The organism is Chitinimonas taiwanensis DSM 18899 (assembly GCF_900119825.1).
Taxonomy (GTDB): domain Bacteria; phylum Pseudomonadota; class Gammaproteobacteria; order Burkholderiales; family Chitinimonadaceae; genus Chitinimonas; species Chitinimonas taiwanensis.
In genome coordinates, this window is sequence record NZ_FPKR01000014.1 from 52,275 (window position 1) to 78,154 (window position 25,880).

The following is a 25,880-nucleotide window of genomic DNA, read 5'->3' on the forward strand; positions in this document are numbered from 1 at the left end:
CGGAATTAGTCTGCCGGCGGGGTTTGCGGTGTGTTCGGCGTTTGGCCATGTTCAGCAGTACGGAAGAATTGTTCGACAACGGCAAGTTCGCGCGTGCGCCGCATCGGCGGCAGAGCCTGCCAGATGCGCTTGCCATACGGTTTTTCCACCAGGCGGGGGTCGGCAATCATCAGCACGCCCCGGTCGCCCTCGTCACGGATCAGCCGTCCGGCGCCCTGCTTCAGGGTAATCGCTGCGCGCGGCAACTGATACTCCATAAAGGCATTTCGCCCGGCCTTATTGATCTTTTCGATACGCGCCGCCAGCACCGGGTCATCGGGCGCGGCAAACGGCAGCTTGTCGATCACCACCAGCTGCAGCTGCTCGCCCTTCACATCGATACCCTCCCAGAAGGTCTGGCTGGCCACCAGCACCGCATTAGGCAGGGTACGGAAGCGCTCAAGCAACTCGGTACGCGTACCCTCGCCCTGCAAGAGCAGCGGATAAGACAGGCCCATGGCCGGCAGGCGCGCCTGCAGGAGATCATAAGCCTCGCGCATCGCGCGCAAGCTGGTGAACAACAGGAAGGCGCGCCCTTGCGAGAGTTTGAGCAGGGGCAACGCCTTTTCCACCACCTGGGCGGTGTAATCGCGGCTATTCGGGTCGGGCAGGCCCTGCGGCACATACAGCACCGCCTGCTGCTTGTAGGCAAACGGCGACTCCCAGGCCGCCTGCTCGGCATCCCACAGGCCCATCTCGTGCGCGTAATGGTTGAAGTTGCCATTCATGGCCAGGGTGGCCGAGGTGAACACCCAGGCGCGCTCGCCGCTCATCTGGCGCGCGAACAGGCGGGCGATATCCAGCGGGGTGGCATTGAGCTGGAAGCCATGCGCGCCGACTTCAAGCCAGAACACCGCGTCGTCAAAAGGGTCCTTGCTGCGCACCGGCTTGGCCGCTTCACCGCTAGCGACTTCAGCCATCGGATTGGCCGCCTGCTCGCCACGCGCGGCACCACTGATCCACAGGCGCAGGGTGGACAACTGCTCGGCCGCGCGACGACGGCAGTTTTCCAGGCCTTCCGAGCGCTCGGCCTGGTCGGCCAGCCGTTCTGACAGGGCACCCAGGGCCTCGTCCAGCACGGCCAGTGCGGCATGGAATTCCAGATTCTCGGCCAGCGCATGCTGAGGCGCGCGCAGCGTATCTTGGCCGAACACCAGGCGCAGATCGCGCACCGCCTTGTCCAGCGCCAGCGCGGCGGCCGGCAGATGGACGAAATCCTTGGCGGCTGCCAGCGCCTCGGCGCGGCTATCGCGCGCCAGTTCCAGCAGCGCGCCGGAAGACACGGTTTCGCCAAAGAACAGGCTGGCCACCTCGGGCAGCTGGTGCGCTTCGTCAAAGATCACGGTATTGCAGCGCGGCAGCAGCTCGCCGGCGCCCTCGTCCTTCAGCCACACATCGGCGAAGAACAGATGATGGTTGACCACCACCACGTCGGCATCGAGCGCCTGGCGGCGCGCCTGCAGCACGAAGCAATCCTGGTAGTTCGGGCAGTCGGAACCCAGGCAGTTCTCGCGTGTGGACACCGCCTGTTGCCAGACCGGCGAGGATTCGGGCACCGCCGAGCAACCCGATTTGTCGCCATCGGGCGAAGTGGCGGCAAAGCGCACAATCGCATGCAGCTGGGCCACCTCTTCCTTACGCGCAAAACGTCCCTCATGCATCGCGCGCTCCAGATGGTAGCGGCACACATAGTTGGCACGTCCCTTGAGCAGGGCGGTAGTCACTGGCACCTTGAGCGCGGCGCGCACCTTGGGCAGATCGCGGTGGAATAGCTGGTCCTGCAAGGTCTTGGTGCCGGTCGACACAATGACCTTGCCGCCCGACAGGAGCGCCGGCACCAGATAGGCATAGGTCTTTCCGGTGCCGGTGCCGGCCTCGGCGATCAGCGGCTTCTTGTCGCGTATCGCGCGCTGCACCGCTTCGGCCATCTCCACCTGCTGGGCACGGGGACGATAGCCGGGCATGGCCTGGGCAAACAGGCCGCCTTCGGAGAAGACATCGGCGAGGGTGATCACAAGGGCGGGCCAGCTGGGTAGAAAAAACCGGCGGATTCTAGCATGGGCGGCCTGCACGGCCGCCGGCCGGGGCGGGAATGAAAAACGCCGCCCCGGCTGGAGCGGCGTTCAATGGCTGATTGCGTCTGGCCTAGGCGCGCACATCAATCACATTGCCCAGATTGGGCGGATTGCTGGCGGGCTGCGGCAAGGCTTGCAGCAGGGTCATGGCATTCTGCGACTGGATATCCATGGCCTTGCGCAGCATCAGGATCGATGCCGTGGCCTGGGTACTGGCCGCAGTGGCGTTGGACGCCGCATTGGCAACACTGGAAATATCCATGCTTTTCCTTTCAAGGCTGAAACTGCACGCAAACTGATCGCTTTGATACGAGTCTTCTGCGAGACAGTTCCAGTCTATCGGCTATTTGCGTTTTTTCTTGAGTGATTTACTCGACTTGGCCTTGCTGCCAACGGCTTTCTTCTTACTCACACTGCGTTTACCGGCCTTGGCCTTGCTGTTCTTGCCGCGCTTGCTGAGCACCTTGCCACGCGTGTTCTTACTAGAAGCTGCCACGCGCGGCCGGCCAACCGGCTCAGCGGCGGCCGGCGTATCGCCTGGCAGCGGGGTATCGATGGCATTGACGGTGGCAGCGGGTACGACTTGCACGGCCGGCGGCTGCGCAATCGGCAAGGTCTCTTCTGCCAGAGCGAACAAGGGCAGCAGGCCGGCCAGCAAGAGCGGCAGGCCAAGGCGATAGAGGCGGGACAGGGAGGTCGACATGGATTCCAGCATTCTGCGAATAGGGGCAAAGCGGCGCCGCGAACACCTGGGGTGGCGGCGCAAAAAGAGGCGCGCATTTTAACGGTACTAAGCTCATGCCGCAGGCTTTGTTTTGCAGTGCGGCAAAGCTCCCTATAATCGGGCGCTTTCCCGCCAGCCAGCTTGCGAGCCGCCGTGAACCCCCTGCTAGACCGCCTGCAGCCCTATCCGTTCCAACGCCTGAAGGCCCTGCTCGGCCCCGTCGTGCCCAGTGCCGATCTGCGCGCAATCGACCTGTCCATCGGCGAGCCCAAACACCCGACCCCGCAGCTGATTAAGGACGCGCTGAGCGCCAATTTCGCCGGCCTGGCCCAGTACCCTGCCACGCTCGGCTCCCCAGCGCTGCGCGGCGCGATAGCCGACTGGCTCGCGCAGCGCTATGACATTGCCCGCCCCGACGCCGAGCGCGAGGTGCTGCCGGTCAATGGCAGCCGTGAAGCACTATTCAGCTTTGTGCAAGCCGTGATTGATCCCAGTGGCGGCGCGAAGCCGGTGGTGATCTCGCCCAATCCCTTCTATCAGATCTACGAAGGCGCGGCCCTGCTGGCCGGCGCCGAACCGTATTACCTGAACTGCGACGCGGCGCAGCGCTTTCAGCCCGACTGGGCCAGCGTGCCCGAGGCGATCTGGCAGCGCACCCAGCTGGTCTTCGTCTGCTCGCCCGGCAATCCAACCGGCGCAGTGATGAACCTGGACGACTGGCGCCAGCTGTTCGCGCTGTCCGACCGTTACGGTTTCGTGATCGCCAGCGACGAATGCTATTCGGAAATCTGGTTCGACACGCCCCCCCTGGGCGGCCTGCAAGCCGCGCGCCAGCTCGGGCGCGATTACACGCGCCTAGTGGTGTTCTCCAGCCTGTCCAAACGCTCGAACGCGCCCGGCCTGCGTTCGGGTTTCGTGGCCGGCGATGCCGCCATCCTGGCCGGCTTCCTGCTCTATCGCACCTATCATGGCTCGGCCATGTCGGCCACCGTGCAGGCAGCCAGCGCAGCCGCCTGGCGTGATGAAGCGCATGTAGAGGCCAACCGCGCCGAGTACCGGGCCAAGTTCGAGGCGGTGGTGCCGCTCTTGGCCGGCCCGCTGGCGGCCGAGTGGCCGGATGCCGCCTTTTATCTGTGGGCCCAGGTGCCGGCGCGCTATCAGGGCAATGATGTGGCCTTCTGTCGCGATCTATATGCACACTGCCGCGTGACCGTGCTGCCCGGCTCCTATCTGGCACGCGAGGCCCACGGCAGCAATCCGGGCGCCGGACGCATCCGCATCGCGCTGGTGGCGCCGCTGGCAGATTGCATTGAAGGCGCACAGCGCATTGCGGCCTTCTCCGACTGACGCCATGTATAGCGCGACCTTTATTTTCGATACGCTGCAGTTCGATGCGGCCTTTCATACGCTCGACGCCGAGATCGCCGCCGCTGCGCGCCAGACCGACGGTTATCTGGGCGAGGAAGCCTGGGAAGACCCGAAGAGTGGCCGCATCGCCAATGTCTATTACTGGTCCAGCGAAGCCGGCCTGCACGCCCTGATGCAGCACCCGCGCCACCTGGAAGCCAAACGTCAGTACAGCCAGTGGCTGAGCGGCTATCAGGTCATTATTGCCCAGGTGCTGCACAGCTACGGCGATGGGCAGATTGCCCACCCGACCCGAATCAAAGCGGCCGACGCCCCAGCATCGGCCTGAACCCCAACCCAGCGAAAGCCCCGCCATGAGCCAGCAACTGCAATCCATCATCGAAACCGCCTTCGAAAACCGCGCCGAGATCACCCCGGCCAGGATCAGCGCCGAGGTGCGCGATGCGGTCGAAGCCGCCATTCTTGGCCTTGATCGCGGCGAATACCGCGTGGCCGAAAAGAAGGACGGCCAGTGGGTGGTCAACGAATGGCTGAAGAAGGCGGTGCTGCTGTCCTTCCGCGCCAATGACAACAAGCTGATGGACGGCGGCGAAACCCGCTTCTTCGACAAGGTGGACAGCAAGTTCGCCAACTGGCGCGAGGCCGACTTTCGCGCCGCCGGCTTCCGCGTGGTGCCGCCCGCCATGGCACGCCGCGGCAGCTTCATCGCCAAGAATGCGGTGCTGATGCCGTCCTATGTGAATATCGGCGCCTATGTCGATGAAGGCACCATGGTCGACACCTGGGCCACGGTCGGCTCCTGCGCGCAGATCGGCAAGAATGTGCACCTAAGCGGCGGCGTCGGCATCGGCGGCGTGCTCGAACCCTTACAAGCCAGCCCCACCATCATCGAAGACAACTGCTTTATCGGCGCGCGCTCGGAAATCGTCGAAGGCGTGATCGTGGAAGAAGGCGCAGTGATCTCGATGGGCGTCTACATCGGCCAAAGCACCAAGATTTACGACCGCGAAACCGGCGAAGTCACCTACGGCCGCGTACCCGCAGGCTCGGTAGTGGTGAGCGGCAATCTGCCCAGCGCCGACGGTAAGTACAGCCTCTACTGCGCGGTGATCGTGAAGAAGGTGGATGCCAAGACCCGCGGCAAGGTCGGTATCAACGAGTTGCTGCGCGGTATCTGATAGACCCGGTGCCAGCCAGGGCGGTCTGATGCAACGGCCGCCCTGGCTGGCGTGCTAGACTCGCTGCGTTTTTTTCCTCGGCCCGACCATGTCCTGCCCCACTGCCGAACTGCAGAAGAAAGCCGACGTGCTACGCACGACCTGGCAGGCCTATCGCGCCCGGCCGGGCTTCGAGCAATTCGTCGAATTCGCGATCACCCAGTCCAGCTTTGCCGAATTTCTGCAGGCCAAGGGCCTGTCTGGCCTGCACCAGACCGCGCGCGATCTTGAGCAGCAGGCGCTTGGCCTGTTCGGCGACGAACTCAGCCACCCGATTGCACCGACCGAACTCGGCGCGCTGGACGACCGTCTGCAAGGCCTGCTGCAACGCATTGCCGCCTATATCAGCCAGAGCAGCCACCCGCTGCCCGACCGGCGTGCCGGCGAAGTACCGGGTTCGGACAGCGATCTCGGCCCGGCGCGGCGCATCTGGTATGTGGGCCAGCAGGTATCGCAATGGCAGGAGCTGATGCTGCAGCTCGGTTACTTCGGCATCGATGTCGAGCAGCACCCGCCCACCGCCCAGCCCGATCAGCGCGATGAGCCGTTTATCGTGCTGTTCGACACCCAAGGCCTGGACGCCGCCCAATGGACCGAGCATCTGCGTGCACTGCGCCAGCGCTTTGCCGCCAGCAAGCTGATTGCCCTGTGTGTGCCGAGTGATTTCGCCAGCCTGCAGCTCGCGCTGTCGGCCGGCTGCGATTTCTGCTTCCCGCAGGGCACGCCGCAGACGACGGTGATGGGCAAGATCCTCGAACTGAATGGCAGCGAGGAGGAAGACCCCTACCGCGTGCTGGTGGTAGAAGACTCGCTGACCGCCACTAAGCTGATCCAGCGCAGCCTGAACGAGAGCGGCGTGGAAAGCCTGGCCATCGCCCATCCGCGCGATGTGCTGACCACCCTGCACCGCTACCAGCCCGACCTGATCCTGATGGATATGTATATGCCAGGCTGCACCGGCGTGGAGGCGGCGCGGGTGATACGCCAGCATGCCGAATTCCTGTCCATTCCCATCGTTTACCTGTCAGGCGAGACCGATGTGGCGCTGCAGATCGACGCGCTGCGGCTGGGCGGCGATCACTTTCTGACCAAGCCCTTCAACCCGGTCATCCTGAATGCCATCGTGAAAAGCAAGATCGAGCGCTACCGCGCGCTGCGTCGCTCGATGTTCCACGACAGCCTGACCGGCCTGCTCAATCACACCAGCTCCAAGCAGCGCCTCGACAGCGCACTGGGCACCGCCGCGGCCGAGCATGTGCCACTGGCCGCCGCGATGATCGATATCGATCACTTCAAGAAGGTCAATGACAACTACGGCCACCCGGTCGGCGACCAGATCATCCGCAGCCTGGCCTGGCTGCTCAAGCAGCGCCTGCGCAAGACCGATATCGTCGGCCGCTACGGCGGTGAGGAATTCATGGTCGCCTTGCCCGGCGCCAGCAGCGCACAGGCCCTGCAGGTGCTTGACCGCATCCGCCACGACTTTGCCCAGATCCGCCATCCCTTCGGCGGCAGCTGGTTCAACACCACCTTCTCCTGCGGCATTGCCAGCTTTCCCCATATCAGCCATGGCGAAGCGCTGGTGAAGGCCGCCGACGAGGCGCTCTACCAGGCCAAACGCGCCGGGCGTGATCGCATCGTCACGCAAGACTGAGCACCGTCGGGCACCCAACCCACCCCGGGCGGTCCAAGCCGGGTCAGCCAAGCCACTTAACGCGGAAGACCGCCACAGCCATGCACGCACTCCCCGCCCAGATTTTCAAGGCTTACGACATCCGCGGCCTGGTCGGCAAGGAGCTCGACGCCCCGACCCTGTTCCTGATCGGCCGCGCCATCGGCAGCGAGGCGCTGGCACGCCAGCAGACCCGCCTGGTGCTCGGCCGCGATGGCCGCCTGTCCAGCCCGGCCCTGGCAGCCGCACTATGCGAGGGCCTATTGGCTAGCGGCGTGGCGGTCATCGATATCGGCCTCGTACCCACGCCCCTGGTCTGGTTCGCCGCCCACCAGCTGGAAACCCTGTCCGGCGTGATGCTGACCGGCAGCCATAACCCGCCCGATTACAACGGGGTCAAGATCATGCTCGGCGGCGAGACGCTGGCCGGTACGGCCATCCAGGCCCTGCGCGCGCGCATCGCGGCAGGCGAGCTGGCGGCCGGTGTCGGTAGCTACAGCCAGGCCGATGTGCGCGAGGCCTACTACCAGCGCATCACAGCCGATATCAAGCTGCACCGCCGTGTCAGCGTGGTGGTGGACGCCGGCAATGGCGCAGGCGGGCCGATTGCGCCGGTGCTGTACCGGCGCCTCGGCTGCCGCGTGCGCGAGCTGTTCTGCGAGGTGGACGGCCGCTTCCCCCATCACCATCCCGACCCGGCCAAACCGGCCAATCTGCAGGATCTGAGCCAGGCACTGGCGCTGACCGATGCCGAATTCGGCCTCGCTTTCGACGGCGATGCCGACCGACTCGGTGTGGTGTGTAAGGATGGCGAGATCATCTATCCCGATAGGCTGCTGATGCTGTTCGCGGCCGATGCACTGAGCCGCCAGCCAGGCGGCAAGATCGTCTACGACGTGAAGTCGAGCCGCCTCTTGGTGCCCTGGGTCAAGCAGAACAAGGGCAAGGCGGTGATGGCACGCACCGGCCACAGCTATATGAAGGCCAAGATGAAGGAGACCGGCGCGCTGGTCGGCGGCGAGCTGTCCGGCCATCTGTTCTTCGCCGAGCGCTGGTATGGCTTTGACGACGGCATCTACGCGGGCGCCCGCCTGTTGGAAATCCTCTCCCAGGTCGATGACCCGAGTGAGCTGCTCAAACGCCTGCCGCAGGGGGCCAGCACGCCCGAGCTGCAGATTGATATGGCCGAGGGCGAGGCGCAGGCGCTGATCGAACGCCTCAAACAGGGCGCGCATTTCAAGGATGCCGAACTGATCACACTCGATGGGTTGCGGGTCGAATACGAGGACGGCTTCGGCCTTCTGCGTGCGTCAAACACCACGCCCAGCCTGGTACTGCGCTTCGAGGGCGACGACAGCAAGGCGCTCAAGCGCATCCAGGCCGAATTCCGCAAGCTGCTCAGCAAGGCCATCGCCAACCCGCTACCGTTCTGAACGCTGGCCAGGGTTTAAAGCGGCGCAGGAGGATGAGCTGATCAGCGCATCCGCTAGCGGTAGCGCGCCAGAATCGCCTGAAGGCTGCCATCGGCCTGCATGGCCAGGAAGGCCGCTTCCAGCGCCGGAATGGCATCCTGCTGGGCCGAGCGGCGCGAGAAGGCGATATAGGACGGCTTGCCCGCCACCACCCAGCTCGCCTTCTGCAAGGCCAAGCCCTCGCGGCGCAGCAGCCAGTCACCTTCCTGCTCGGGCAATAACGCTACATCACTGCGCGCGGCGGCCACCTTGCGCAAGGCGGTCAGTGAGTCATTGCACAGATCGCGCCGCATCCGGGTATCCGCATCGAACTGGTCGAAGAATTTCTTGCCCGCTTCCACTGAGACCAGCAGGCCATCCAGATCCTCATAGCGCTGGATATTCGCCCCACCCGGCCGCACGTAGAAGGCCTTGTTGGCGGGCGGGAAGCTCGCGTGCAGATAGTGCATGAACTGCTCACGCTCGCTGCTGCGGTTCGGGCCCAGCATCAGGTCGGCCTGGCCCTGCTCCATCATCATCAGCGCCCGCTTGGGCGGCACCTCGCTGAACTTCAGGCGGTAGCCACTGCGCTTGGCCAGGGCCTGCATCACATCGCAGTAGATGCCGCTGCAATTGCCCTGCACCACGATGCGAAAAGGCGGCGCATGGTCACCGACCACATGCAGCAGCTTGTCGGGCTCGGATGCCTGCGCCAGCAAGCTCAAACCGTACAAGCCACACAGGAATCCGCTGCCTAGCCGTGTCATTCGCCTCGTCCGAGATGGGGTGGGAGCTTGGAATGTAGCGCCTGGGCGGCGCGCCGCAAGCCCTTTCTAGCGCCGGCGCAGCCAGATCACGCGCGGTACCTGGTCACCATTGCGTTCCAGCAAGGCGCGATAGGCAATCGTGACGCGACCGAAACGGGCATCGACCTCGCTAAGAAAATACTCGCTGCGCACATCGGCCACATTGGGCAGATTCTCGTTGCGCACGCTCTCGGGCAGCGCATCGCGGAAGGCATCGATGGTCTGGAACGGTGCCGTAACGCGTTCGCGTACCAGCGCATCGGCCTGGCTCTTGTCGAGGCCGGGCAACAGCGCGGCCATGACCGCGGCCGGTGCGAAATTCACATTGATCTTGCTGGTGCGCGGCAGGGCGATCAGCAAGGGACGCAGCTTCTCCACGCTCTCGGCCGTGAAGCCGCGCACCTGACGCAGCTCGTCCAGGTCGAACAGCAGGCGGTTGGCCGTGCGCCGCGCCGGGGTCTCGGCCAGGTACTCGCGGTCTTCCGCCCCGCCCGGATAGCGGGTTTCCGAATCAGCATCCAGCCAGTCGAGCACCGCATTGGCCAGGTCAGGCGACAGGCCCTCGCCTTCCAGCAGGGTCTTGAAGGCGCGCAGATCGGGCTCGCTGACCGCGCCATCGCGCAGCAGATTGTTCAGATTGAAGCGGCCCTGCGCGTCGTAGATCGCACCACCCGCACTGCCCTGCTCGACCGGCAGATTGGGAATCGGGATCGCCCAGGCCTCGTTGGCCGCGTCGTAATTATTCTCGCGCGCATCGCCACGCAGGGTCAGCCGGCTCAGATTGACTGCCGCGCGTGCCACGCCGCGCGCCTGGATCAGGTCATGCTGGTTTTCCACCTGGCGCAGCCACAGGCTGTGGCGGAAGGCCATCGCCCCGGCAATGGCCGCCACCAGGGCAGCCACGGCCACGGCGGTAATGATGGCAATGCCGCGTTGGCGAGCGAGACGGGTCATGGCAGCACGAACAAACGGGTGATGGTTTCGCCGCTCTGCAAGGTCAGCACCAGCTCCACGCCGCGCGGCAATTGCCCGGCGCTCGGGCCCTGCGGCCAGGCCAGCTGCCATTGGCCGCCGGCATCGAGGAAGCGCACCTGGAAGCTGGCGACTTTTTCCAGCAGCGGCAAGGCGGTCGGGGCGCTACGCGGCGCCAGGTCCAGCGTGGGCCAGAGCAGCAGTTCCAGCGTGCCCTCGCGCAAGCGGTAGCCAAGGTGCACCAGCTGCCCACCATCGAAGCGCACCAGCTCGAGCTGCGCGCCATTCGCATCGATGGCGCCCGCGCTGCCGCGCACCGGCGCCTGGGTGGTGCCGCCCTCATCCATCCACTGCCGGTTGGCCACCTGGGAAAAATCTTCGTCGAAGCGGGCCAGGGCCACGGTCAACTCGCGCCATTTGCGATTGTCGGCGTCCATCACCTGCTTGGTAGTGGCCATGCGCGCCACGCCCTGATAGGCAATCACCGCCAGCACGCTGAATACCGCCAGCGCGATCAGGATCTCGATCAGGGTGAAGCCGGCCGCGCGGCGCAGGCTAAGGTTAGCGCGGAACATTGGCCACATAACCAATCAGCACGATATCGGCATGCTCGGGCTTGCCAGGTTCGAACACGCGGATCTCGACGCGGCGGAAGGATTTGTTCGGGGTTTCCGACACCGTTTCACGCCAGGCGAAATCCAGCCCAGCCTGCTGCTCACGGCCTTCATTGACGCCGGTGTCGGGAAACATGTCCTTGGCCGCATAGCTATTCAGGCGGTTCTGCGCGACCCAGCCACCGGCCAGATGGCGATGCAGGACCAGCGAGCCTTCGCTGACCGTCAGGGTGGCGCGTACCGCCGCCGCCAGGGCAATACCGAGCACGGCCAGAGCGATCAGTACCTCGATCAGGGTGAAGCCGCGCGCAGGCCTCATGGCTGGCCCGTCGCCTGCGGCGCTTGCGCAGCAGCGGCCGCCACGGCAACCGGGTCGCTGACCACCAGCCGCCCGAGCGGATCGGCGCTCAGCAGGCGCTTATCCTGGCCGGCACGCAGCAGCAGGCTGAACGGCGCATTCACGCCCGAAGGCGAGAACACTACGCGCGCATCGGGCGGCAAGGGCGCCAGATTGACGCGGATATCTTCCAGCTGCACAGGCGTGGGCAGTTCACGTACGCGCAGCGCCTCGTTCTTGTCCAGCGCCTGCCACGCACCTTGCGCATCCTGCTGCCAGAAGCGGTAGGTGCCGGCCTGTGCGCTAAAGCCGATGGGCTGGCCCAGGCCAATCGCCTCATCGCGCGCGGTTTCCAACAGCAGCGACAGACGCTCGGCCTCGCGCTGCAACGTGTCCACATCCGACATGCCAAAGCGTACCGCCGCCAGCGCCACCACGATGCCGACGATGGCCATCACCACCAGGATCTCGATCAGGGTGAAGCCAAGCTGGGTACGCAGGCGAGCAGCCATACGGCTTACAGCAGCCAGGAACCGATATCGGCCGCGTGGCCTTCACCGCCGGCCTGGCCGTCGGCGCCATAGCTCATCACATCGATTTCGCTCTTGATGCCGGGGTTCAGATAGACGTAGGCATTGCCCCAGGGATCATTCGGTAGCTTGTCCAGATAGGACTTCCAGTTGCCGGGAATCTGGCCGGCGGTGGGCTTTTCCACCAGCGCCTTCAGGCCTTGCTCGGTGCTCGGGTAGACACCGTTATCGAGCTTGTAGAGCTTGAGCGACTGCACCAGGGCCTGAACATCCTGCTTGGCGGCCACCACGCGCGCTTCGTCGGGGCGGCTCATGATCTTGGGCACCACCAGGGCGCCGAGAATGGCCAGGATGGCGATCACCACCAGGATTTCGATCAGGGTAAAGCCGCGCTGGGCGCGCTGTTTGAGGTTCATTGGTTTGCCTTTCTACTTAAACGGTCTTGTTGTCGGAAGCCTTGCCGGCAGACACCGGAAAGCGGGTTTCGTTCTTGGCCAGCTTGGCACGAATGGCCGCTGCCACGTCGATATCGAGGCTGTTGGCAAAGGCCAGCGCATACATGAGCACATCGGCCAGTTCCTCGGCCACCGCGGCCTGATCGACAGCTTCAGGCGCAGGCGGCGACCACTGAAAATGCTCCATCAGCTCAGCCGCCTCGATGGCAATGCTCATGGCCAGATTTTTGCCCGTATGAAAGGGCTGCCAATCGCGCGCGGCGGCAAAGTCGGCAATGGCCGCCTTTAGCTCGGCGACGCTAGTGTACTGATCTTGCATGACGAAGGAATATCACTTTCCGGAAAAGCGCCGTGGCGGTTATTTGACCAGCTGGTTCATTTCAAACACCGGCAGCAGGATGGCCAGCACGATCAAGAGCACGGCCACGCCCATCAGCAGCACCATCACCGGGCCAAGCAGGCTGGTGAAGGTGGCCACGCGCTGTTCGAGCTCGCCGGCCTGCTGGCGCGCCGCCTTGTCGAGCATGTCCTCCAGCCGACCGCTGGCCTCGCCGCTGGCGATCAGGTGCACCAGCACGGGCGGAAACAGTTTCTGGCGGTCCAAGGCCTTGGAGAGCGGCGCGCCTTCGCGCACATCACGCGCGGCATTGCTGACCGCACCGCGCAGCACCAGGTTCTCCACCACCCCGGCCGCCGCCTCCATGGCCTTCAGCAGCGGCACACCGCTGCCGACCAGGATGGACAGCGTGCTGGCGAGGCGCGCGGTATTGCTGGCCTTGTTCAGCCGACCGAACAAGGGCAGACGTAACAGCCAGGCATCCAGACGCAGGCGGAAAGCCGGGTTCTTCAGGGCACGGGCAAAGCCGGCACCGGCCAGACCCAGCACGATAAAACCGATCAAGCCGTATTCACGGATACCAGCCGAGATGGCCAGCAGCGCACGGGTCAGCAGCGGCAGTTCCTGCTTGGAAGACTGGAACACACCGACCATCTGCGGCACCACCCACCACAGCATGCCAACGATGACCAGCAGCGACACCGACAGCACCACGGCCGGATAGACAAAGGCCAGCGCCACCTTGGCGCTGAGCGCCTGGCGTGCCTCGATATAGTCGGCCAGGCGCGCCATTACCCCGGCCGCCTTGCCCGACTCTTCGCCGGCCCGCACGATGGTGCGATACAGCTCGGGAAACACACGCGGGTGACGCGCCAGCGCCACCGACATGGCGGAGCCGGCCAGCACCTCGCTGCGCACCCCGGCCAGCACATCGCGCAGGCGCAGATTCTCGGCCTGTTCGATCAGCACGGTCAGCGCACGTTCTATGGTCAGGCCGGCATCCAGCAAGGTAGCGAACTGGCGGGTGATCAGCGCCAGTTCCGCAGTGGACACGCCACCGCTACGGCTACGCTTGCCCTGGGCATCGCCCTCGGCCAGCTCCTGCATATCGAGTACCCACAGGCCCTGCTCGCGCAGCTTGGCGCGCGCCAGGCGGGCATTATCGGCCTCGACCACCCCATCGGCCTGCTTGCCGGCCGCATCCAAGCATTGGTAGCGAAAACCGGCCATCAGCGCGGGCTCGGCACGGTGGCAGGGGCGGCAGACGGCGTGCCCTGTGCAGGCACACCCAGCAGGACTTCCGCCAGCTTGGCCGGCTCCACGCCCAACATCGCCAGCAGTATCGACAGGAACACGCACAGCACCAGCACAAACAGCACGAAGACAAACAGGCCGTTCACCATATGCTTGGCCGGCACGCCATTGGTCTTGGCCAGCGCATTGACCAGCACGGCGAACTGATAGAACAGCAGCAGCATGAAGGCGGGCAGCTGCAGCACGCCAGGCACCAGGACCAGCAAGAGGCTGCTGAGCTGGGCGCAGCTGGCCAGCACGACCAGCGGGAACAGCGAGCCAGCCGGGCGCTCGCCCGGATAGCGCTTGAGCCACCAGCCGGAGAACAGGGTGAATAGCAACACCTGCACCCAGGTCAGCACCGCCGGGAGCAGCTGGCGCGTGGCAACGCCGCCACCCAGCAGGGCAATCAAGATAGGCAGGCCGGCCAGCGCGGTCAGCAGCAGGACGGGCTGCCACCACTCGTAGGCATAGTGGCTAAGGGCTTTGACCCGGAAACGGGCTACATCGATGGCATCCAGAATAATCGGCGGCATGGGCTTCAAAACAATAAGGCCGCCTGTTGGCGGCCCCAGGGCTAGTCGGGATCCTCAACCCACGCGGCAATCGGGGCGTGCTTCACTATGTTGCACCACCAGCTCGAAAGCCTGCCGCAGCGGGTTGTCGCGTTTGGCGACCAGATAGTAGCGCTTGCAGGCTTCTACGGTAAACGGCACGTCCATGACAACCGAATCATGGAAGGGCGTAGCCGGTGGCGCGCTGACCCGCAAGGTATGCTGGCCGGGCTGCACGCGCGGCAGCCAGGGGTCGATCACATACTCGCCATCGACGGCCAATATCTGAACCGGGTAGGTATGCATTTCCGCCCGGCCAAACTCGCGCTTGCCATCCAGCAAGCTGGTATTGGTATCGGTAAAGCTGGCACAGCCTGCCAGGGCAAGCGTGGCAAGGCTCAGGCTGATAGGCAAGGCATAAGACATGGCATCACTCCCACAAGAGGTTGGCACCTGGTCATTCTGCGCCGCCGCCACGCCAGAACCCAGACTTTGCAATCAATGTTTACAAAGCCTTGCCATCGCTAACAGGCTGCGCTCAGTCGAACACCACCGTCTTGTGACCATAGACGAGCACGCGGTGGTCGAGATGCCAGCGCACCGCGCGGCTGAGCACGATGCGCTCGAGGTCGCGTCCCTTCTGAACCAGATCGTCGACTGTCTCGCGATGCGAGATGCGCGTGACGTCCTGCTCGATGATGGGACCATCGTCGAGGATTTCGGTCACATAGTGGCTGGTGGCGCCGATCAGCTTCACCCCGCGTGCATGGGCGCGGTGGTAAGGCTTGGCCCCTTCGAAGGCGGGCAGGAAGCTGTGGTGGATATTGATGATGCGCTGGCGATACAGGCTGCTGAAATCCTGCGATAGCACCTGCATATAGCGGGCCAGCACGATCAGATCGACCTGGTTGGCGCGCAACAGCGCCTGCTGCTGGGCCTCGGCCTCGGCCTTATTGTCCTTGTTCACCGCAATCACATGGAAGGGGATGCCGTAGAACTCGGCGATGCGGCGGCAATCATCATGGTTGGCAATGATGAGCGGAATCTCGCAGGCCAGCTCACCGGTGTGCCAGCGATGCAGCAGGTCGACCAGGCAGTGGTCGTATTTGGAGACGAAGATCGCCATCCGCGGCTTCTGGCGCGACAGCTTGAGCTTCCATGCCATGCCGAAACGCTCGGCAATCGGCGCAAACGCGGCCTCGAAGGCGCCCATATCCAGTGCGAAGCCCTCGAGGTCCCACTCGATGCGCATCAGAAACAGATCGGCATCGTCGTCCTGATGCTGGTCGGCATGCAGGATATTGGCGTTATAGGTGTAGAGAAAATTGGCAATCGCCGCGACCAGACCTTTGCGGTCCGGGCAGGAAATCAGCAGGGTGGCAGTGTTTTTCATGCAGGCTTTCGATTGAATCAGATGCGGCTGGGCGCCTTGACCAACGCCTCGCCCTCCAGCACGGTGCGCTCGCCCACCCGGCAGCGCGTGGCCAGGGTCACCCGCTGCTTGAGCGGATCGAGGGCGGTCACTTCCACGCTGGCCGTGACGGTATCGCCAATGAATACCGGCGCCATAAAGCGCAGGCTTTGCGAGAGATAAATGGTCCCTGGCCCCGGCAGCTGGTTGCCCAGCACGGTGGAGACCAGGCTGGACGTCAAGAGGCCATGCGCGATGCGTCGGCCAAACGGCGTAGTACGTGCATATTCCTCGTCGGTATGCACCGGGTTGTGGTCGCCGGTAATGCCGGCGAATAGCACGACGTCAGCCTCGGTAACCGTCTTGCGGAAGGAGGCTGTCTGACCGAGGGTAATCTCGTCGAAGTAGACCGTCATGCTGCGCGATTCCTTGTATGAATGCGGCGGGAGGCTGATTCTGGCAAAGCGCAGGCCCGCAAGGCAAGGCGCACGCTTGTCGCATCACGCCCACAATCACAAATCAAACGCTTGTTTTAATCAAATATTCGGTGCTAAGTTGCTGCATGCGCAGCCTCCAGCATCGCGCGGCCAAATGACAGCGCGGTGACGCGCCACCCCGGCCGGTGCTATGCTGCAGGCCCCCTTACGTTCACGTCACGTAAGCACAAAATTCCTAATCCGACCCCCAGCGGAGGCCGTTTTGAAAATCCTGGTCGCAGTGAAGCGCGTTGTTGATTACAACGTCAAAGTCCGAGTCAAAGCCGACGGCAGCGATGTCGATATCGCCAACGTCAAGATGTCGATGAACCCCTTTGACGAAATCGCGGTGGAAGAAGCCGTGCGTCTGAAGGAAGCCGGCAAGGCCACTGAAATCGTCGCCGTGTCGCTGGGTGTCAAGCAATGCGAGGAAACCCTGCGTACTGCATTGGCCATGGGTGCCGATCGCGCCATCCATGTGGAGACCGATGCCGAACTGCAACCCCTGGCCGTGGCCAAGCTCTTGAAGGCTGTGGCCGACAAGGAAGCGCCGCAGCTGATCATTCTGGGCAAGCAGGCGATTGATGACGACGCGAACCAGACCGGCCAGATGCTGGCTGCGCTCTTGAACGCCCCGCAAGGCACCTTTGCCTCCAAGGTAGACGTGGCTGGCGACAAGGTGAATGTCACACGCGAAATCGACGGTGGCCTGGAAACCGTTGCCCTGAGCCTGCCTGCCATCATCACCACCGACCTGCGCCTGAACGAGCCGCGCTATGTGAAGCTGCCCAATATCATGGCCGCCAAGAAGAAACCGCTCGACAAGCTGTCTCCGGCCGACCTGGGCGTGGACCCGGCGCCGCGCCTGAAGACGCTGAAAGTGGCCGAACCGGCCGTGCGCAGCGCAGGCATCAAGGTGGGCTCGGTGGCCGAGCTGGTAGCCAAACTGAAGAATGAAGCGAAGGTGATCTGATCATGGCAATCCTGGTTATCGCGGAACACGACAACGCTTCGCTGAAGTCCGCCACCCACAATACCGTTAGCGCCGCCGCCAAGATCGGTGGCGATATCCATGTGCTGGTCGCCGGCCACAATGCCGCTGCCGCCGCGCAAGCTGCCGCCAAGCTGGCCGGCGTGAGCAAGGTTCTGGTCGCCGATGGCGCCCACCTCGCCCACGGCCTGGCCGAGAACCTGGCCCCGGTAGTCGTGGATCTGGCCAAGTCCTACAGCCATGTGCTGGCTCCGGCCACCACCAGCGGCAAGAACCTGGCACCGCGCGTGGCCGCCTTGCTCGATGTGGCCCAGGTGTCCGATGTGATCGACGTGGTGTCCAACGACACCTTCGTGCGCCCGATCTATGCCGGCAATGTGATCGCCACCGTGCAATCGTCGGACGCCATCAAGGTGCTGACCGTGCGGACCACCGCCTTCGATGCGGTAGCCGAAAGCGGCGCAGCCGCAATTGAGAACGTGGGCGCTGGCACTGACGCCGGCAAGTCGAGTTTCGTCGGCGCTGAGCTGACCGTCTCAAGCCGCCCCGAACTCGCCGCGGCCAAGATCATCGTCTCGGGCGGCCGTGCGCTGGCCTCCAGCGAGCAGTTCCACGCCGTGCTCGAGCCGCTGGCGGACAAGCTCGGTGCCGCCATCGGTGCCTCGCGTGCCGCGGTCGATGCCGGCTATGCACCGAACGACTACCAAGTCGGTCAGACCGGCAAGATCGTCGCGCCGCAGCTCTACATCGCGGTCGGCATTTCGGGTGCCATCCAGCACCTGGCCGGCATGAAGGACTCCAAGGTCATCGTCGCCATCAATAAGGACGAGGAAGCCCCGATCTTCCAGGTGGCCGACTATGGTCTGGTGGCCGATCTGTTCACCGCCGTGCCCGAGCTGATCGCCGAACTGAATAAATAAGCGTCGCCATGCACTAAAACGGTCACCACGGTGGCCGTTTTTTCAGCCCCAACAATCAAGCAAGCGCTCGAATTCAAGCGTTTCAATGGAGATAGCCATGACCTACCGCGCCCCTATTGCCGATATCCGTTTTGTACTCAATGAGCTGGCTGGCCTGAACGAAGTGGCCGCCCTGCCCGGCAATGAAGATGTGAACCCTGAGCTGGTCGATGCCATCGTGGAAGAGGCGGCCAAGCTGGCCGAGAACGTGATTGCCCCGCTGAACAAGATCGGCGACCAGCACGGCAATAAGCTCAACGATGGCGTGGTCACGACGGCACCAGGCTTCAAGGCGGCCTACCAGCAGTTTGCCGAGAATGGCTGGGTCAGCCTGGGCGTGTCGCCCGAGTATGGCGGCCAGGGCATGCCGGGCCTGGTATCGATGGCCACCGAAGAGCTGTGGTGCGCGTCGAACGTGGCTTTCAGCCTGTGCCCCTTGCTGACCCTGGGCGCGCTCGAGGCGCTGTCCCACCACGCTTCGGACGAAATCAAGGCCACCTACCTGCCCAAGATGGCCTCGGGCGAATGGACCGGCACGATGAATCTGACTGAGCCGCAAGCCGGCTCCGACCTGGCCCAGGTGCGTAGCAAGGCCGTGCCGGTGGGCGACGGCACCTACAAGATCTCCGGCCAGAAGATCTTCATCACCTGGGGTGAGCACGATATGGTGGAGAACATCGTCCACCTGGTGCTAGCCCGCCTGCCCGACGCCCCAGCCGGCGTGAAGGGGATTTCCCTGTTCGTGGTGCCGAAGTTCCTCGTCAATGCCGATGGCTCGCTCGGTGCACGCAATGATGTGAAGTGCGTGTCGATCGAACACAAGCTCGGCATCCATGCCTCGCCCACCTGCGTGATGAGCTATGGCGACCAGGGCGGCGCGATCGGTTATCTGGTGGGCGAAGCCAATAAGGGCCTCAGCTATATGTTCACCATGATGAATGCCGCTCGCCTCGGTGTAGGCGTGGAAGGCATGGCGATTGCCGAGCGCGCCTACCAGCAAGCCGTCTGGTATGCGAAGGACCGCGTGCAATCGCGTGAACTGGGGTCCGATGATCCGGCCCCGGTGGCCATCATCAAGCACCCGGATATCCGCCGCATGCTGATGACCATGAAGGCGCAGATCGAAGCGCAGCGCGCGCTCACCTACTTCACCGGTGCCGCGCTCGACAAGGCTGGCAGCCACCCCGACGCGAACGAAAAGGCCAAGTGGCAGGCTGTGGTCAATTTCCTGATCCCGATCGTGAAGGGCTGGAATACCGAGCAGGTGAACGAGATTGCCTCGCTGGGCGTGCAGATCCACGGCGGCATGGGCTTTATCGAAGAAACCGGCGCCGCCCAGCATCTGCGCGACGCGCGCATCACCGCCATCTATGAAGGCACCACCGGCATCCAGGCGCTGGACCTGATCGGTCGCAAGACCGCCATGGAGCGCGGCATGACCGCCAAGGCCCTGCTGGGTGAGGCCGAAGCGGTGGCTGGCAAACTGAAGGCAGCCGGCCTGGCCGAGATGGGCGATGCCCTGAACGCCGCCCTCGTCCATGCACGCAGCACGACCGATTATGTGGTCGGTCAGTTCGGCGAGCAGCCGCGCGCCGTGGCCGCAGGCTCGGTGCCCTTCCTCAAGCTGATGGGCATCGTGCTCGGCGGCTGGCAGCTTGGTCGCGCCGCTCTGGTCGCCAAGCAGAAGCTGGCCGATGGCGAAGGCGATGCCGCCTTCTTCGAAGCCAAGCTGATCACCGCGCGCTTCTACGCCGACCACCTGCTGCCGCAGACCGGTGGCCTGGCCGCCGCCATCCTGAATGGCGCTGCCAGCGTGATGGCCCTGCCGGACGAAGCGTTCTAAGTCCCTCAGCCGCCACATGGAAAAGCCACCCGCGGGTGGCTTTTTTTACGCCCAGCCTCAGCGCGGCCGCTGCAATACCCACATTGGCGACCTGGGCTATTTGCGCTAGGCTGCCGCTCCATTTCACCCCATCGATCTTCGCCATGCACCCGCCGTTCCTCCTCCCCTGTCTATGCCTGAGCCTGAGCAGCGCACTTGCGCTGGCCCAGGCAGCGGAATGGCGTGGCGATTTCGATGTCAGCGCGCGCTATGCCACCGGCAGCAGCCGCGAACTGGCCTGGGAACTGGATAGCGAGCTCGAGCGGCGCGCCAATCACAAGCGCGCCAGTCTGCAGGTCGAGGTGCGCCACGACCGCGAGGGCGAGGACATGGAGAAAGTGCGTGATCGCTACTTGATCTCGCCCAAATTCGAATGGTGGGATGAGGCAGAGCGCCTGTATACCTTCGTCGACCCCGAGTACAAGCACGATCAGCTCGAGTACCTGCGTAGTCGCGCCTCGGCCACGGCGGGCATAGGCGCGGGCGGTTTTGGCCTGGGTGCGGGCGAACTGCGCTTTGAAACCGGCCTTGGTGGCCGGCAGTCCCGCTATCAGGATGGGCGGCGCCAGAGCGCCGTACTGTGGGTGGTGCGTAATCGGCTCGACTATCCGCTGGGCACCGGCCTCAGCGCCTTCCAGACCCTGGCGCTGGAGCGTAGCCGGCACGAAGAGCAGGCCGAGGCGGAGTTCGGCCTGAAGCAGAAGCTGAGCGAGCGCCTGTCGCTGCGCGCACGCCTGACGCTCACCTATAGCCAGCCGGTGGAAGTAGACAGCAGCCACCTCGATACCGAGAGTCGGCTATCAGTCGCCTATAGCTTCTGAGCGCCCACCCACGGCAAGGCGCCCAGTGCGCGCCTAGACCGGCATGCGGTAATGGCCTTCGTCGAAGCGGTCGATGCCGCAGGCCAAGGCCTCGATCCAGTCCAGGAAGGCCAGCAAGACCGTCTTGCCGACGAAATAGCGCCCGTGCTGCGGCACCATCATCACGATCTCGCCGCGCTCGACCATGGGCCGCACCATGCCTGCCCACAGCCGGCACACCTTATTGGCCACCATATAACGGCGATGGAAGCCTTCCATGCTGGCGATATGCTTGTTGAAGTCGGCCACGCTGGAGATCGGTGTCTCGACCGCCTCGTGCTGAACCATGGACGCACCCATATCGCCAGAGAACAGGATGCGCGACTTCGGGTCGTAGAAATGGAAATTGCCCTCGGCATGCAGGAAATGCGCGGGCACCGCCGCGATACGGCTCTCGCCCAGCTTGATCCAGCTGCCTTCGTCCGGCACGCCGATGATCCGCCCAGCCGAATTACCCACACTGCAGAAATGCGGCACGAAGCGCGACCACAGCTTGGATACCACTAGCTGGCAATCGGTGCTGACCAGCCATTTGTTCAGCGAGGCAATGATGTCCGGGTCGGCATGCGAGGCCAGGATGTATTTGAGCTCGCGCGCCGGAAAGAAGCGCGCCATGGTCATGATCAGCGCGTTGTAAGTCATATTGCCAGCTGGGTCGATCAGCGCGCCTTCGCGCCCAGAGACAATCAGGAACTGGTTGGCCTGGACCGCGTGGTCCTCATCATCGTCCACCAGATCGGCGAACATCAAGCAACGGTGTACGCCGTCATCGAACAGGGAAATGGCCATGACTAGTGCCTTTGCAGCAAAAACGCGCACGCTAACGCACTAGTCCGAAGGGCGTATTGACTTAGCGCAAACCTGCCCACGAGGCAGGCCAAATCAAGCGTTTGACCGACAATCCTTGATTGGCCGCGCCGGATCGGCCGGCTACAATCAGCGCTTCCCCAAGTGAAGGAAGCAAGCAAATGGGTTTTCTCGCCGACAAAAAGATTCTGATTACCGGCCTCCTGTCCAACCGTTCCATCGCCTACGGCATTGCCGCGGCCTGCAAGCGTGAAGGCGCCACCCTGGCCTTTACCTATGTGAACGACAAGCTCAAGGACCGCGTGGTCGATATGGCGCGCGAGTTCGGCAGCGATATCGTGCTGCGCTGCGATGTCGGCTCGGATGAAGAGATCAATGCCATGGCGGCCGAACTCGGCCAGCACTGGGACAAGGTCGATGGCGTCGTGCACTCGATCGGCTTCGCCCCGCGCGAAGCACTGTCCGGCGACTATCTGGAATCGGTCAGCCGCGAAGCATTCCAGATCGCACATGACATCAGCAGCTACAGCTTTGCCGCCCTGGCCAAGGCCCTGCGCGGCCAGCTGGCAGCCGATGCCTCGCTGCTGACGCTCAGCTACCTGGGCGCCGAGCGTGCCGTGCCCAACTACAATGTGATGGGTCTGGCCAAGGCCAGCCTGGAAGCGAATGTGCGCTATATGGCCTCCGCGCTCGGTGCGCAGGGCATACGCGTGAACGGCATCTCGGCCGGCCCGATCAAGACCTTGGCCGCCGCCGGCATCTCCGGCTTCTCCAAGATCCTCCACCATGTGGAAGAGTCGGCGCCGCTCAAGCGCAATGTGACCATCGAGGAAGTCGGCAATGTAGCGGCCTTCCTGCTCTCACCGCTGTCCTCGGCCATCACCGCCGAGATCATGCATGTGGACAATGGCTACAGCACAGTAGCGGCCGGCATGGGCGAATAAGCAGCCCCAAGCAGGTCAACAAAAAACGCCCGGTATAGACCGGGCGTTTTGCATGGCGAACGCGGCGGACCGCTCACAGCCCGGCTATCGACAGATACTGTGACAGTCCATACAGATTCTGGGTGGTCGGTGAATAGCTGAGCAGGGTCGGCTGCTGCGCCGCACGGCTCTGGAACTGCTGCAGGCGTGCCTGCGCCAGATAGGGATTGTCCCCGTTGCGGCTGGCAATGCTGAAGCGCTCGCCCTGGCCGAATTCACGGCTTTGCAGCGCCGTGCTGCTCACGCTCTCCACCGTGCTGGCCGCCTGGCCAAGCAGTGCACTGACCCGCTCCGCATCGGCGCTGAAGGCCTGCTGGAGCTTGTCCTCATTCAGCTCCAGCTGACCGGTACGCGAGCGGCTGATGCCGATCTGCGCCAGATCGAGGCGCTCGCGCCCGCTACCACTCTCCACCTTGTCGAGCGCGGTGCGCAGCTGGCTGGCCAGGCGGGCACTGCCACTGCCCTCCTGCGTTACCTGCTGCTCGAAGCGATTCAAGCCATCCACCAGCGACCGTGCACTACGCTCCAGCTGCTGCGCATCGCGCGCCAAGCTCAGGCGCGCCGTACCGGTCTCGCGCGCCTCGATACGCACGCCCTCCAGCGCGGTATCGATCTGATTGCTGGCGCTGACCACATTGCGCCCATCCACGGTCAGCTCGGCATCCTGCGCATTGCGGGTCTGCTGCAGATTACGGCCACTGTTCGGCACCTCGCCCGGATCAAAGGCCAGCCGCGACAGGCCCAGGCCATTGTCGCGGTTATTGCCATCGCTATCGCTGACGCTGATGCGGAAGGCGTTGGCCGCACCGGTCTGCGTCGCGCTGATCTGAAGCCGGAAGCTGCCGTTATCGTCTTCCACACTGGCCTTCAGGCCCACATCGGCGCGATTCAGCGCATTGGCGATGCCGCTCAGCGTGCCGTCCCCCGCACTGATGCTCACACTACGCGCAGCGCGCTGATTCGACTGGAAGGTATTGCTGGCGCTATTGAAGCGACCGAACTCGATGCGCAGGCTGCCGGTGCCGACAATGCTGCTGTCCTTGTCGGCAAAGGCCTGGCTGCGCAGCTGCTGGCTTTGCGCGAGCTGGCTGACATTGAGCTCCAGCTCGTCTGGCAGCTTGGCGGCGCGCGCCTTGTCGCCGCTGAGCACGCGCGCGCTGATGGCCGGGTTGTCGGAACTGGCCCGGCCGGCAGCCACCTTGTCGGCGCTGTTGAGTGCGCTGGCTGTGCTTTTCAGATCGGACAGGGCCGACTGCAGGCGGCCACGCTCGGACAGGCTGACACTGGTGGAGCTGGGCAGGCGGAAACGCTCGGCTACGCTCAGACCCTGGCCTGGCGTACCATTGCGCAAAGCGCCGATGCCCGTGACCTGGCGGCCCGCATCCAGCCCGGCCAGGGCGCCGTAGCTTTGACTGAGTGAGTTGGCGATGTTGTAGAGGTTCATGACACGCTCCGCTAACGCAGCTGTGACTTAAGCGCTTGTTTCAATGAAAAATATACCCGCAGTCGGCACGCAGCAAGAGGCCGTCTGGCTGATAAAGCCCGCCAGGGCGAAAGGATAGTGCGATGTGCCAGTTGCTGGGCATGAACTGCAATGTGCCCACCGATATCTGCTTCTCCTTCGAAGGCTTCCGCAAGCGCGGCGGGCTGACCGACCACCATGCCGATGGCTGGGGCATAGGCTTCTTCGAAGGGCCGGGTTGCCGGCTGTTTCTGGATTGGCAGGCTTCCAGCACCTCGCCGGTGGCCGAGCTGGTGCGCAATTACCCGATCAAGTCGACCAATGTGATTGCGCATATCCGCAAGGCCACGGTCGGCCAGATCAGCCTGGCCAATACCCATCCGTTTATGCGCGAGCTATGGGGACGCTACTGGCTGTTCGCCCACAATGGTGATCTGAAGACCCTGCCGGCGCTGAATCATGGCCGCTACCAGCCGGTGGGCGATACCGATAGCGAGCATGCCTTCTGCTGGCTGCTGCAACAGCTCTCGCAACGTTTTGCCGAGGAACCGGCCGCCGAAGACCTTCATACCGCCCTGCGTGAACTGGCGCTGCAGTTGGCCCAGCATGGCAGCCTGAACTTCCTGCTCTCGAATGGCGAATGGCTGGCCGCACACTGCGCGACCCATCTGCACTATCTGGTGCGCCAGGCCCCGTTTGGCGAGGCCCACCTGATCGACCAGGACGTCAGCGTGGACTTCAAGGCGCTGACCACACCGGCCGACCGCGTGGCGCTGATCGCCACCCAGCCGCTGACCGACAATGAACACTGGACGGCGCTTAGCCCAGGTGAGCTGCTGATCTTCCGCGACGGCCTGCCTAGCCGGCTTTAAGCGCCGGCAGGCGGCCGCCTACTCCATCGTGCATTCGAAGTTCTGCCTATCGGCCTGCTCGCCCAGCACCGTTTCGGGCGGGCGATTGATGCCGCGATCGGTGGCGATCGGCACGCCTGCACTGGCCGGCACGGGCAGCGGCGGCTGATTCGGCCCGACAAAGCCGAACTGGCCAGCCTGATACTGCTGGCTGCCTAGTGCATTGCTGACCACGATCTGCCCCTCATGCACATCCACGTGCAGGCCATTGGCCGGCACCTGGCCGGTATTGGTCTGGTAGTCAGCGCAATCGTCCTGGCAATACAGCGCGCCGTAATTGGTGCCACGAATCCCGATGGTGGCCGTCGGGGTAGTCATCTTGTAGGCGGCCAGATTATTGCGTTTACCTACCAGACCCGTCACCGCCCGCAAGCCGCCCTTCAGCAGCTGGAAGAAGGCATTGTCCTGCTCGGGCTTGTCCTGCTCGAAGCGGAAATCGTCGATACGTAACTGGGTGTTTGGGCGCAGGGTCAGCTCGCCGCCATCCACGAACTTGAGCCGCGCATAGCTCTTCGGCCCGGTGGAAAGCAGATCGCCGGCACGGACGGTAGAGTTGAGCGCCAGCAGCTTGACTGCGCCATCAAGCTGGCGCACCGACAGCACCCCCGCCAGCTGGCTGACGGTGGCTGCATCATTGGCCAGGCCAGGCAGCGCCAAGCCGGCGCAAAACAGCAATACAGCAAAGCGAAGCATG

At 63.9% G+C, this 25,880-nt stretch carries 29 protein-coding genes; 11 read left to right on the top strand and 18 right to left on the bottom strand.

Going from position 1 to position 25,880, the window contains the following annotated elements; genetic code table 11:
- Positions 1 to 5 precede the first annotated feature (5 nt).
- From yoaA to BT173_RS16455, 3 genes are all read right to left on the bottom strand, one after another.
- Positions 6 to 2,054, bottom strand: coding sequence for a DNA repair helicase YoaA (gene yoaA / locus BT173_RS16445; RefSeq protein ID WP_217651496.1), 2,049 nt, complete (start codon positions 2,052 to 2,054; stop codon positions 6 to 8).
- Positions 2,055 to 2,184: 130 nt separating this feature from the next.
- Positions 2,185 to 2,376, bottom strand: coding sequence for a YjfB family protein (locus tag BT173_RS16450; RefSeq protein ID WP_072429764.1), 192 nt, complete (start codon positions 2,374 to 2,376; stop codon positions 2,185 to 2,187).
- 81 nt (positions 2,377 to 2,457) lie between these two features.
- The gene (locus tag BT173_RS16455) at positions 2,458 to 2,817 is read right to left on the bottom strand and encodes a hypothetical protein (RefSeq protein WP_072429765.1); all 360 of its coding nucleotides are present in this window, start codon (positions 2,815 to 2,817) and stop codon (positions 2,458 to 2,460) included.
- Between the two features lie 174 nt (positions 2,818 to 2,991).
- On the opposite strand from BT173_RS16455, the gene dapC reads away from it, so the two are divergent.
- The 5 genes from dapC (at position 2,992) to BT173_RS16480 (ending at position 8,528) form a co-directional block, all read left to right on the top strand.
- The gene (gene dapC / locus BT173_RS16460; RefSeq protein WP_072429766.1) at positions 2,992 to 4,185 is read left to right on the top strand and encodes a succinyldiaminopimelate transaminase; all 1,194 of its coding nucleotides are present in this window, start codon (positions 2,992 to 2,994) and stop codon (positions 4,183 to 4,185) included.
- 4 nt (positions 4,186 to 4,189) lie between these two features.
- Positions 4,190 to 4,534, top strand: coding sequence for an antibiotic biosynthesis monooxygenase family protein (locus tag BT173_RS16465; RefSeq protein ID WP_072429767.1), 345 nt, complete (start codon positions 4,190 to 4,192; stop codon positions 4,532 to 4,534).
- A 25-nt stretch (positions 4,535 to 4,559) separates the two neighbouring features.
- Positions 4,560 to 5,384: a 2,3,4,5-tetrahydropyridine-2,6-dicarboxylate N-succinyltransferase gene (dapD, locus tag BT173_RS16470; RefSeq protein WP_072429768.1), complete on the top strand. Its 825-nt coding sequence runs from the start codon at positions 4,560 to 4,562 to the stop codon at positions 5,382 to 5,384.
- Positions 5,385 to 5,472: 88 nt separating this feature from the next.
- Complete coding sequence (locus BT173_RS16475; RefSeq protein ID WP_072429769.1) at positions 5,473 to 7,077, top strand: GGDEF domain-containing response regulator; 1,605 nt, start codon at positions 5,473 to 5,475, stop codon at positions 7,075 to 7,077.
- Positions 7,078 to 7,157: 80 nt separating this feature from the next.
- Positions 7,158 to 8,528, top strand: a complete 1,371-nt coding sequence (locus tag BT173_RS16480; protein WP_072429770.1) for a phosphomannomutase/phosphoglucomutase — start codon at positions 7,158 to 7,160, stop codon at positions 8,526 to 8,528.
- Between the two features lie 53 nt (positions 8,529 to 8,581).
- Here the strand turns inward: BT173_RS16480 and BT173_RS16485 are convergent, their stop codons facing one another.
- The 12 genes from BT173_RS16485 to BT173_RS16540 form a co-directional block, all read right to left on the bottom strand.
- The gene (locus tag BT173_RS16485) at positions 8,582 to 9,313 is read right to left on the bottom strand and encodes a substrate-binding periplasmic protein (protein WP_084658769.1); all 732 of its coding nucleotides are present in this window, start codon (positions 9,311 to 9,313) and stop codon (positions 8,582 to 8,584) included.
- Positions 9,314 to 9,379: 66 nt separating this feature from the next.
- Positions 9,380 to 10,306, bottom strand: coding sequence for a type II secretion system minor pseudopilin GspK (gene gspK / locus BT173_RS16490; RefSeq protein ID WP_072429772.1), 927 nt, complete (start codon positions 10,304 to 10,306; stop codon positions 9,380 to 9,382).
- A complete protein-coding gene (gene gspJ, locus BT173_RS16495; protein ID WP_072429773.1) occupies positions 10,303 to 10,899 on the bottom strand; it encodes a type II secretion system minor pseudopilin GspJ in 597 nt (198 codons plus the stop codon). Before gspJ ends, gspK begins: the two co-directional genes overlap by 4 nt.
- On the bottom strand, positions 10,886 to 11,257 hold the full coding sequence (gene gspI, locus BT173_RS16500; protein WP_072429774.1) for a type II secretion system minor pseudopilin GspI: 372 nt from the start codon (positions 11,255 to 11,257) through the stop codon (positions 10,886 to 10,888). The genes gspJ and gspI overlap by 14 nt, the downstream gene beginning before the upstream one ends.
- Positions 11,254 to 11,787, bottom strand: a complete 534-nt coding sequence (gene gspH / locus BT173_RS16505) for a type II secretion system minor pseudopilin GspH (RefSeq protein ID WP_072429775.1) — start codon at positions 11,785 to 11,787, stop codon at positions 11,254 to 11,256. Before gspH ends, gspI begins: the two co-directional genes overlap by 4 nt.
- Before the next feature lie 5 nt (positions 11,788 to 11,792).
- Positions 11,793 to 12,221: a type II secretion system major pseudopilin GspG gene (gene gspG, locus BT173_RS16510; RefSeq protein WP_072429776.1), complete on the bottom strand. Its 429-nt coding sequence runs from the start codon at positions 12,219 to 12,221 to the stop codon at positions 11,793 to 11,795.
- Between the two features lie 16 nt (positions 12,222 to 12,237).
- Positions 12,238 to 12,579: a nucleotide pyrophosphohydrolase gene (locus BT173_RS16515; RefSeq protein ID WP_072429777.1), complete on the bottom strand. Its 342-nt coding sequence runs from the start codon at positions 12,577 to 12,579 to the stop codon at positions 12,238 to 12,240.
- Between the two features lie 39 nt (positions 12,580 to 12,618).
- Positions 12,619 to 13,827 carry a type II secretion system inner membrane protein GspF gene (gene gspF, locus BT173_RS16520; protein ID WP_072429778.1) on the bottom strand — a complete coding sequence of 403 codons (1,209 nt, stop codon included), beginning with the start codon at positions 13,825 to 13,827 and terminating at the stop codon, positions 12,619 to 12,621.
- On the bottom strand, positions 13,827 to 14,426 hold the full coding sequence (locus BT173_RS16525) for a hypothetical protein (RefSeq protein ID WP_072429779.1): 600 nt from the start codon (positions 14,424 to 14,426) through the stop codon (positions 13,827 to 13,829). The genes gspF and BT173_RS16525 overlap by 1 nt, the downstream gene beginning before the upstream one ends.
- A gap of 54 nt (positions 14,427 to 14,480) precedes the next feature.
- Entirely contained in the window at positions 14,481 to 14,870 is a 390-nt protein-coding gene (locus tag BT173_RS16530; RefSeq protein WP_072429780.1) for a pepsin/retropepsin-like aspartic protease family protein, read from the bottom strand.
- A gap of 112 nt (positions 14,871 to 14,982) precedes the next feature.
- Positions 14,983 to 15,837: a formyltetrahydrofolate deformylase gene (gene purU, locus BT173_RS16535; RefSeq protein WP_072429781.1), complete on the bottom strand. Its 855-nt coding sequence runs from the start codon at positions 15,835 to 15,837 to the stop codon at positions 14,983 to 14,985.
- Between the two features lie 17 nt (positions 15,838 to 15,854).
- Positions 15,855 to 16,271 carry a MaoC family dehydratase gene (locus tag BT173_RS16540; protein WP_072429782.1) on the bottom strand — a complete coding sequence of 139 codons (417 nt, stop codon included), beginning with the start codon at positions 16,269 to 16,271 and terminating at the stop codon, positions 15,855 to 15,857.
- A gap of 283 nt (positions 16,272 to 16,554) precedes the next feature.
- On the opposite strand from BT173_RS16540, the gene BT173_RS16545 reads away from it, so the two are divergent.
- The 4 genes from BT173_RS16545 to BT173_RS16560 all read left to right on the top strand — a co-directional run bounded on the left by BT173_RS16545 (position 16,555) and on the right by BT173_RS16560 (position 20,984).
- Positions 16,555 to 17,304 (top strand): electron transfer flavoprotein subunit beta/FixA family protein, encoded by a 750-nt coding sequence (locus BT173_RS16545; protein ID WP_072429783.1) that lies wholly within the window; start codon positions 16,555 to 16,557, stop codon positions 17,302 to 17,304.
- Positions 17,305 to 17,306: 2 nt separating this feature from the next.
- On the top strand, positions 17,307 to 18,242 hold the full coding sequence (locus BT173_RS16550; protein WP_072429784.1) for an electron transfer flavoprotein subunit alpha/FixB family protein: 936 nt from the start codon (positions 17,307 to 17,309) through the stop codon (positions 18,240 to 18,242).
- Between the two features lie 97 nt (positions 18,243 to 18,339).
- The gene (locus tag BT173_RS16555; protein ID WP_072429785.1) at positions 18,340 to 20,124 is read left to right on the top strand and encodes an acyl-CoA dehydrogenase C-terminal domain-containing protein; all 1,785 of its coding nucleotides are present in this window, start codon (positions 18,340 to 18,342) and stop codon (positions 20,122 to 20,124) included.
- A gap of 143 nt (positions 20,125 to 20,267) precedes the next feature.
- On the top strand, positions 20,268 to 20,984 hold the full coding sequence (locus BT173_RS16560; RefSeq protein WP_072429786.1) for a DUF481 domain-containing protein: 717 nt from the start codon (positions 20,268 to 20,270) through the stop codon (positions 20,982 to 20,984).
- A gap of 33 nt (positions 20,985 to 21,017) precedes the next feature.
- Here the strand turns inward: BT173_RS16560 and BT173_RS16565 are convergent, their stop codons facing one another.
- Positions 21,018 to 21,812, bottom strand: a complete 795-nt coding sequence (locus BT173_RS16565; RefSeq protein WP_072429787.1) for an oxygen-binding di-iron domain-containing protein — start codon at positions 21,810 to 21,812, stop codon at positions 21,018 to 21,020.
- Positions 21,813 to 21,991: 179 nt separating this feature from the next.
- On the opposite strand from BT173_RS16565, the gene fabI reads away from it, so the two are divergent.
- Positions 21,992 to 22,774 (top strand): enoyl-ACP reductase FabI, encoded by a 783-nt coding sequence (fabI, locus tag BT173_RS16570; RefSeq protein ID WP_072429788.1) that lies wholly within the window; start codon positions 21,992 to 21,994, stop codon positions 22,772 to 22,774.
- Positions 22,775 to 22,847: 73 nt separating this feature from the next.
- Here the strand turns inward: fabI and fliD are convergent, their stop codons facing one another.
- Positions 22,848 to 24,257, bottom strand: coding sequence for a flagellar filament capping protein FliD (gene fliD, locus BT173_RS16575; RefSeq protein ID WP_072429789.1), 1,410 nt, complete (start codon positions 24,255 to 24,257; stop codon positions 22,848 to 22,850).
- 122 nt (positions 24,258 to 24,379) lie between these two features.
- Between fliD and BT173_RS16580 the strand changes: the two genes are divergently transcribed.
- Entirely contained in the window at positions 24,380 to 25,147 is a 768-nt protein-coding gene (locus BT173_RS16580; protein ID WP_072429790.1) for a class II glutamine amidotransferase, read from the top strand.
- An 18-nt stretch (positions 25,148 to 25,165) separates the two neighbouring features.
- Here the strand turns inward: BT173_RS16580 and BT173_RS16585 are convergent, their stop codons facing one another.
- Positions 25,166 to 25,879: a FecR family protein gene (locus BT173_RS16585; protein WP_072429791.1), complete on the bottom strand. Its 714-nt coding sequence runs from the start codon at positions 25,877 to 25,879 to the stop codon at positions 25,166 to 25,168.
- Position 25,880 lies beyond the last annotated feature (1 nt).

Bases quoted from the DNA above. Each gene is read 5' to 3' on its own strand.
- BT173_RS16525 (WP_072429779.1), bottom strand. From the start codon at position 14,426: ATGCCGCCGATTATTCTGGATGCCATCGATGTAGCCCGTTTCCGGGTC.
- purU (WP_072429781.1), bottom strand. From the start codon at position 15,837: ATGAAAAACACTGCCACCCTGCTGATTTCCTGCCCGGACCGCAAAGGT.
- fliD (WP_072429789.1), bottom strand. From the start codon at position 24,257: ATGAACCTCTACAACATCGCCAACTCACTCAGTCAAAGCTACGGCGCC.
- BT173_RS16530 (WP_072429780.1), bottom strand. From the start codon at position 14,870: ATGTCTTATGCCTTGCCTATCAGCCTGAGCCTTGCCACGCTTGCCCTG.
- gspJ (WP_072429773.1), bottom strand. From the start codon at position 10,899: ATGTTCCGCGCTAACCTTAGCCTGCGCCGCGCGGCCGGCTTCACCCTG.
- gspF (WP_072429778.1), bottom strand. From the start codon at position 13,827: ATGGCCGGTTTTCGCTACCAATGCTTGGATGCGGCCGGCAAGCAGGCC.
- BT173_RS16485 (WP_084658769.1), bottom strand. From the start codon at position 9,313: ATGACACGGCTAGGCAGCGGATTCCTGTGTGGCTTGTACGGTTTGAGC.
- gspH (WP_072429775.1), bottom strand. From the start codon at position 11,787: ATGGCTGCTCGCCTGCGTACCCAGCTTGGCTTCACCCTGATCGAGATC.
- BT173_RS16480 (WP_072429770.1), top strand. From the start codon at position 7,158: ATGCACGCACTCCCCGCCCAGATTTTCAAGGCTTACGACATCCGCGGC.
- BT173_RS16560 (WP_072429786.1), top strand. From the start codon at position 20,268: ATGCACCCGCCGTTCCTCCTCCCCTGTCTATGCCTGAGCCTGAGCAGC.
- fabI (WP_072429788.1), top strand. From the start codon at position 21,992: ATGGGTTTTCTCGCCGACAAAAAGATTCTGATTACCGGCCTCCTGTCC.
- BT173_RS16455 (WP_072429765.1), bottom strand. From the start codon at position 2,817: ATGTCGACCTCCCTGTCCCGCCTCTATCGCCTTGGCCTGCCGCTCTTG.
- gspI (WP_072429774.1), bottom strand. From the start codon at position 11,257: ATGAGGCCTGCGCGCGGCTTCACCCTGATCGAGGTACTGATCGCTCTG.
- BT173_RS16465 (WP_072429767.1), top strand. From the start codon at position 4,190: ATGTATAGCGCGACCTTTATTTTCGATACGCTGCAGTTCGATGCGGCC.
- BT173_RS16515 (WP_072429777.1), bottom strand. From the start codon at position 12,579: ATGCAAGATCAGTACACTAGCGTCGCCGAGCTAAAGGCGGCCATTGCC.
- BT173_RS16565 (WP_072429787.1), bottom strand. From the start codon at position 21,812: ATGGCCATTTCCCTGTTCGATGACGGCGTACACCGTTGCTTGATGTTC.
- BT173_RS16450 (WP_072429764.1), bottom strand. From the start codon at position 2,376: ATGGATATTTCCAGTGTTGCCAATGCGGCGTCCAACGCCACTGCGGCC.
- BT173_RS16540 (WP_072429782.1), bottom strand. From the start codon at position 16,271: ATGACGGTCTACTTCGACGAGATTACCCTCGGTCAGACAGCCTCCTTC.
- BT173_RS16585 (WP_072429791.1), bottom strand. From the start codon at position 25,879: ATGCTTCGCTTTGCTGTATTGCTGTTTTGCGCCGGCTTGGCGCTGCCT.
- dapD (WP_072429768.1), top strand. From the start codon at position 4,560: ATGAGCCAGCAACTGCAATCCATCATCGAAACCGCCTTCGAAAACCGC.
- BT173_RS16550 (WP_072429784.1), top strand. From the start codon at position 17,307: ATGGCAATCCTGGTTATCGCGGAACACGACAACGCTTCGCTGAAGTCC.
- gspK (WP_072429772.1), bottom strand. From the start codon at position 10,306: ATGACCCGTCTCGCTCGCCAACGCGGCATTGCCATCATTACCGCCGTG.
- BT173_RS16580 (WP_072429790.1), top strand. From the start codon at position 24,380: ATGTGCCAGTTGCTGGGCATGAACTGCAATGTGCCCACCGATATCTGC.
- gspG (WP_072429776.1), bottom strand. From the start codon at position 12,221: ATGAACCTCAAACAGCGCGCCCAGCGCGGCTTTACCCTGATCGAAATC.
- BT173_RS16475 (WP_072429769.1), top strand. From the start codon at position 5,473: ATGTCCTGCCCCACTGCCGAACTGCAGAAGAAAGCCGACGTGCTACGC.
- BT173_RS16555 (WP_072429785.1), top strand. From the start codon at position 18,340: ATGACCTACCGCGCCCCTATTGCCGATATCCGTTTTGTACTCAATGAG.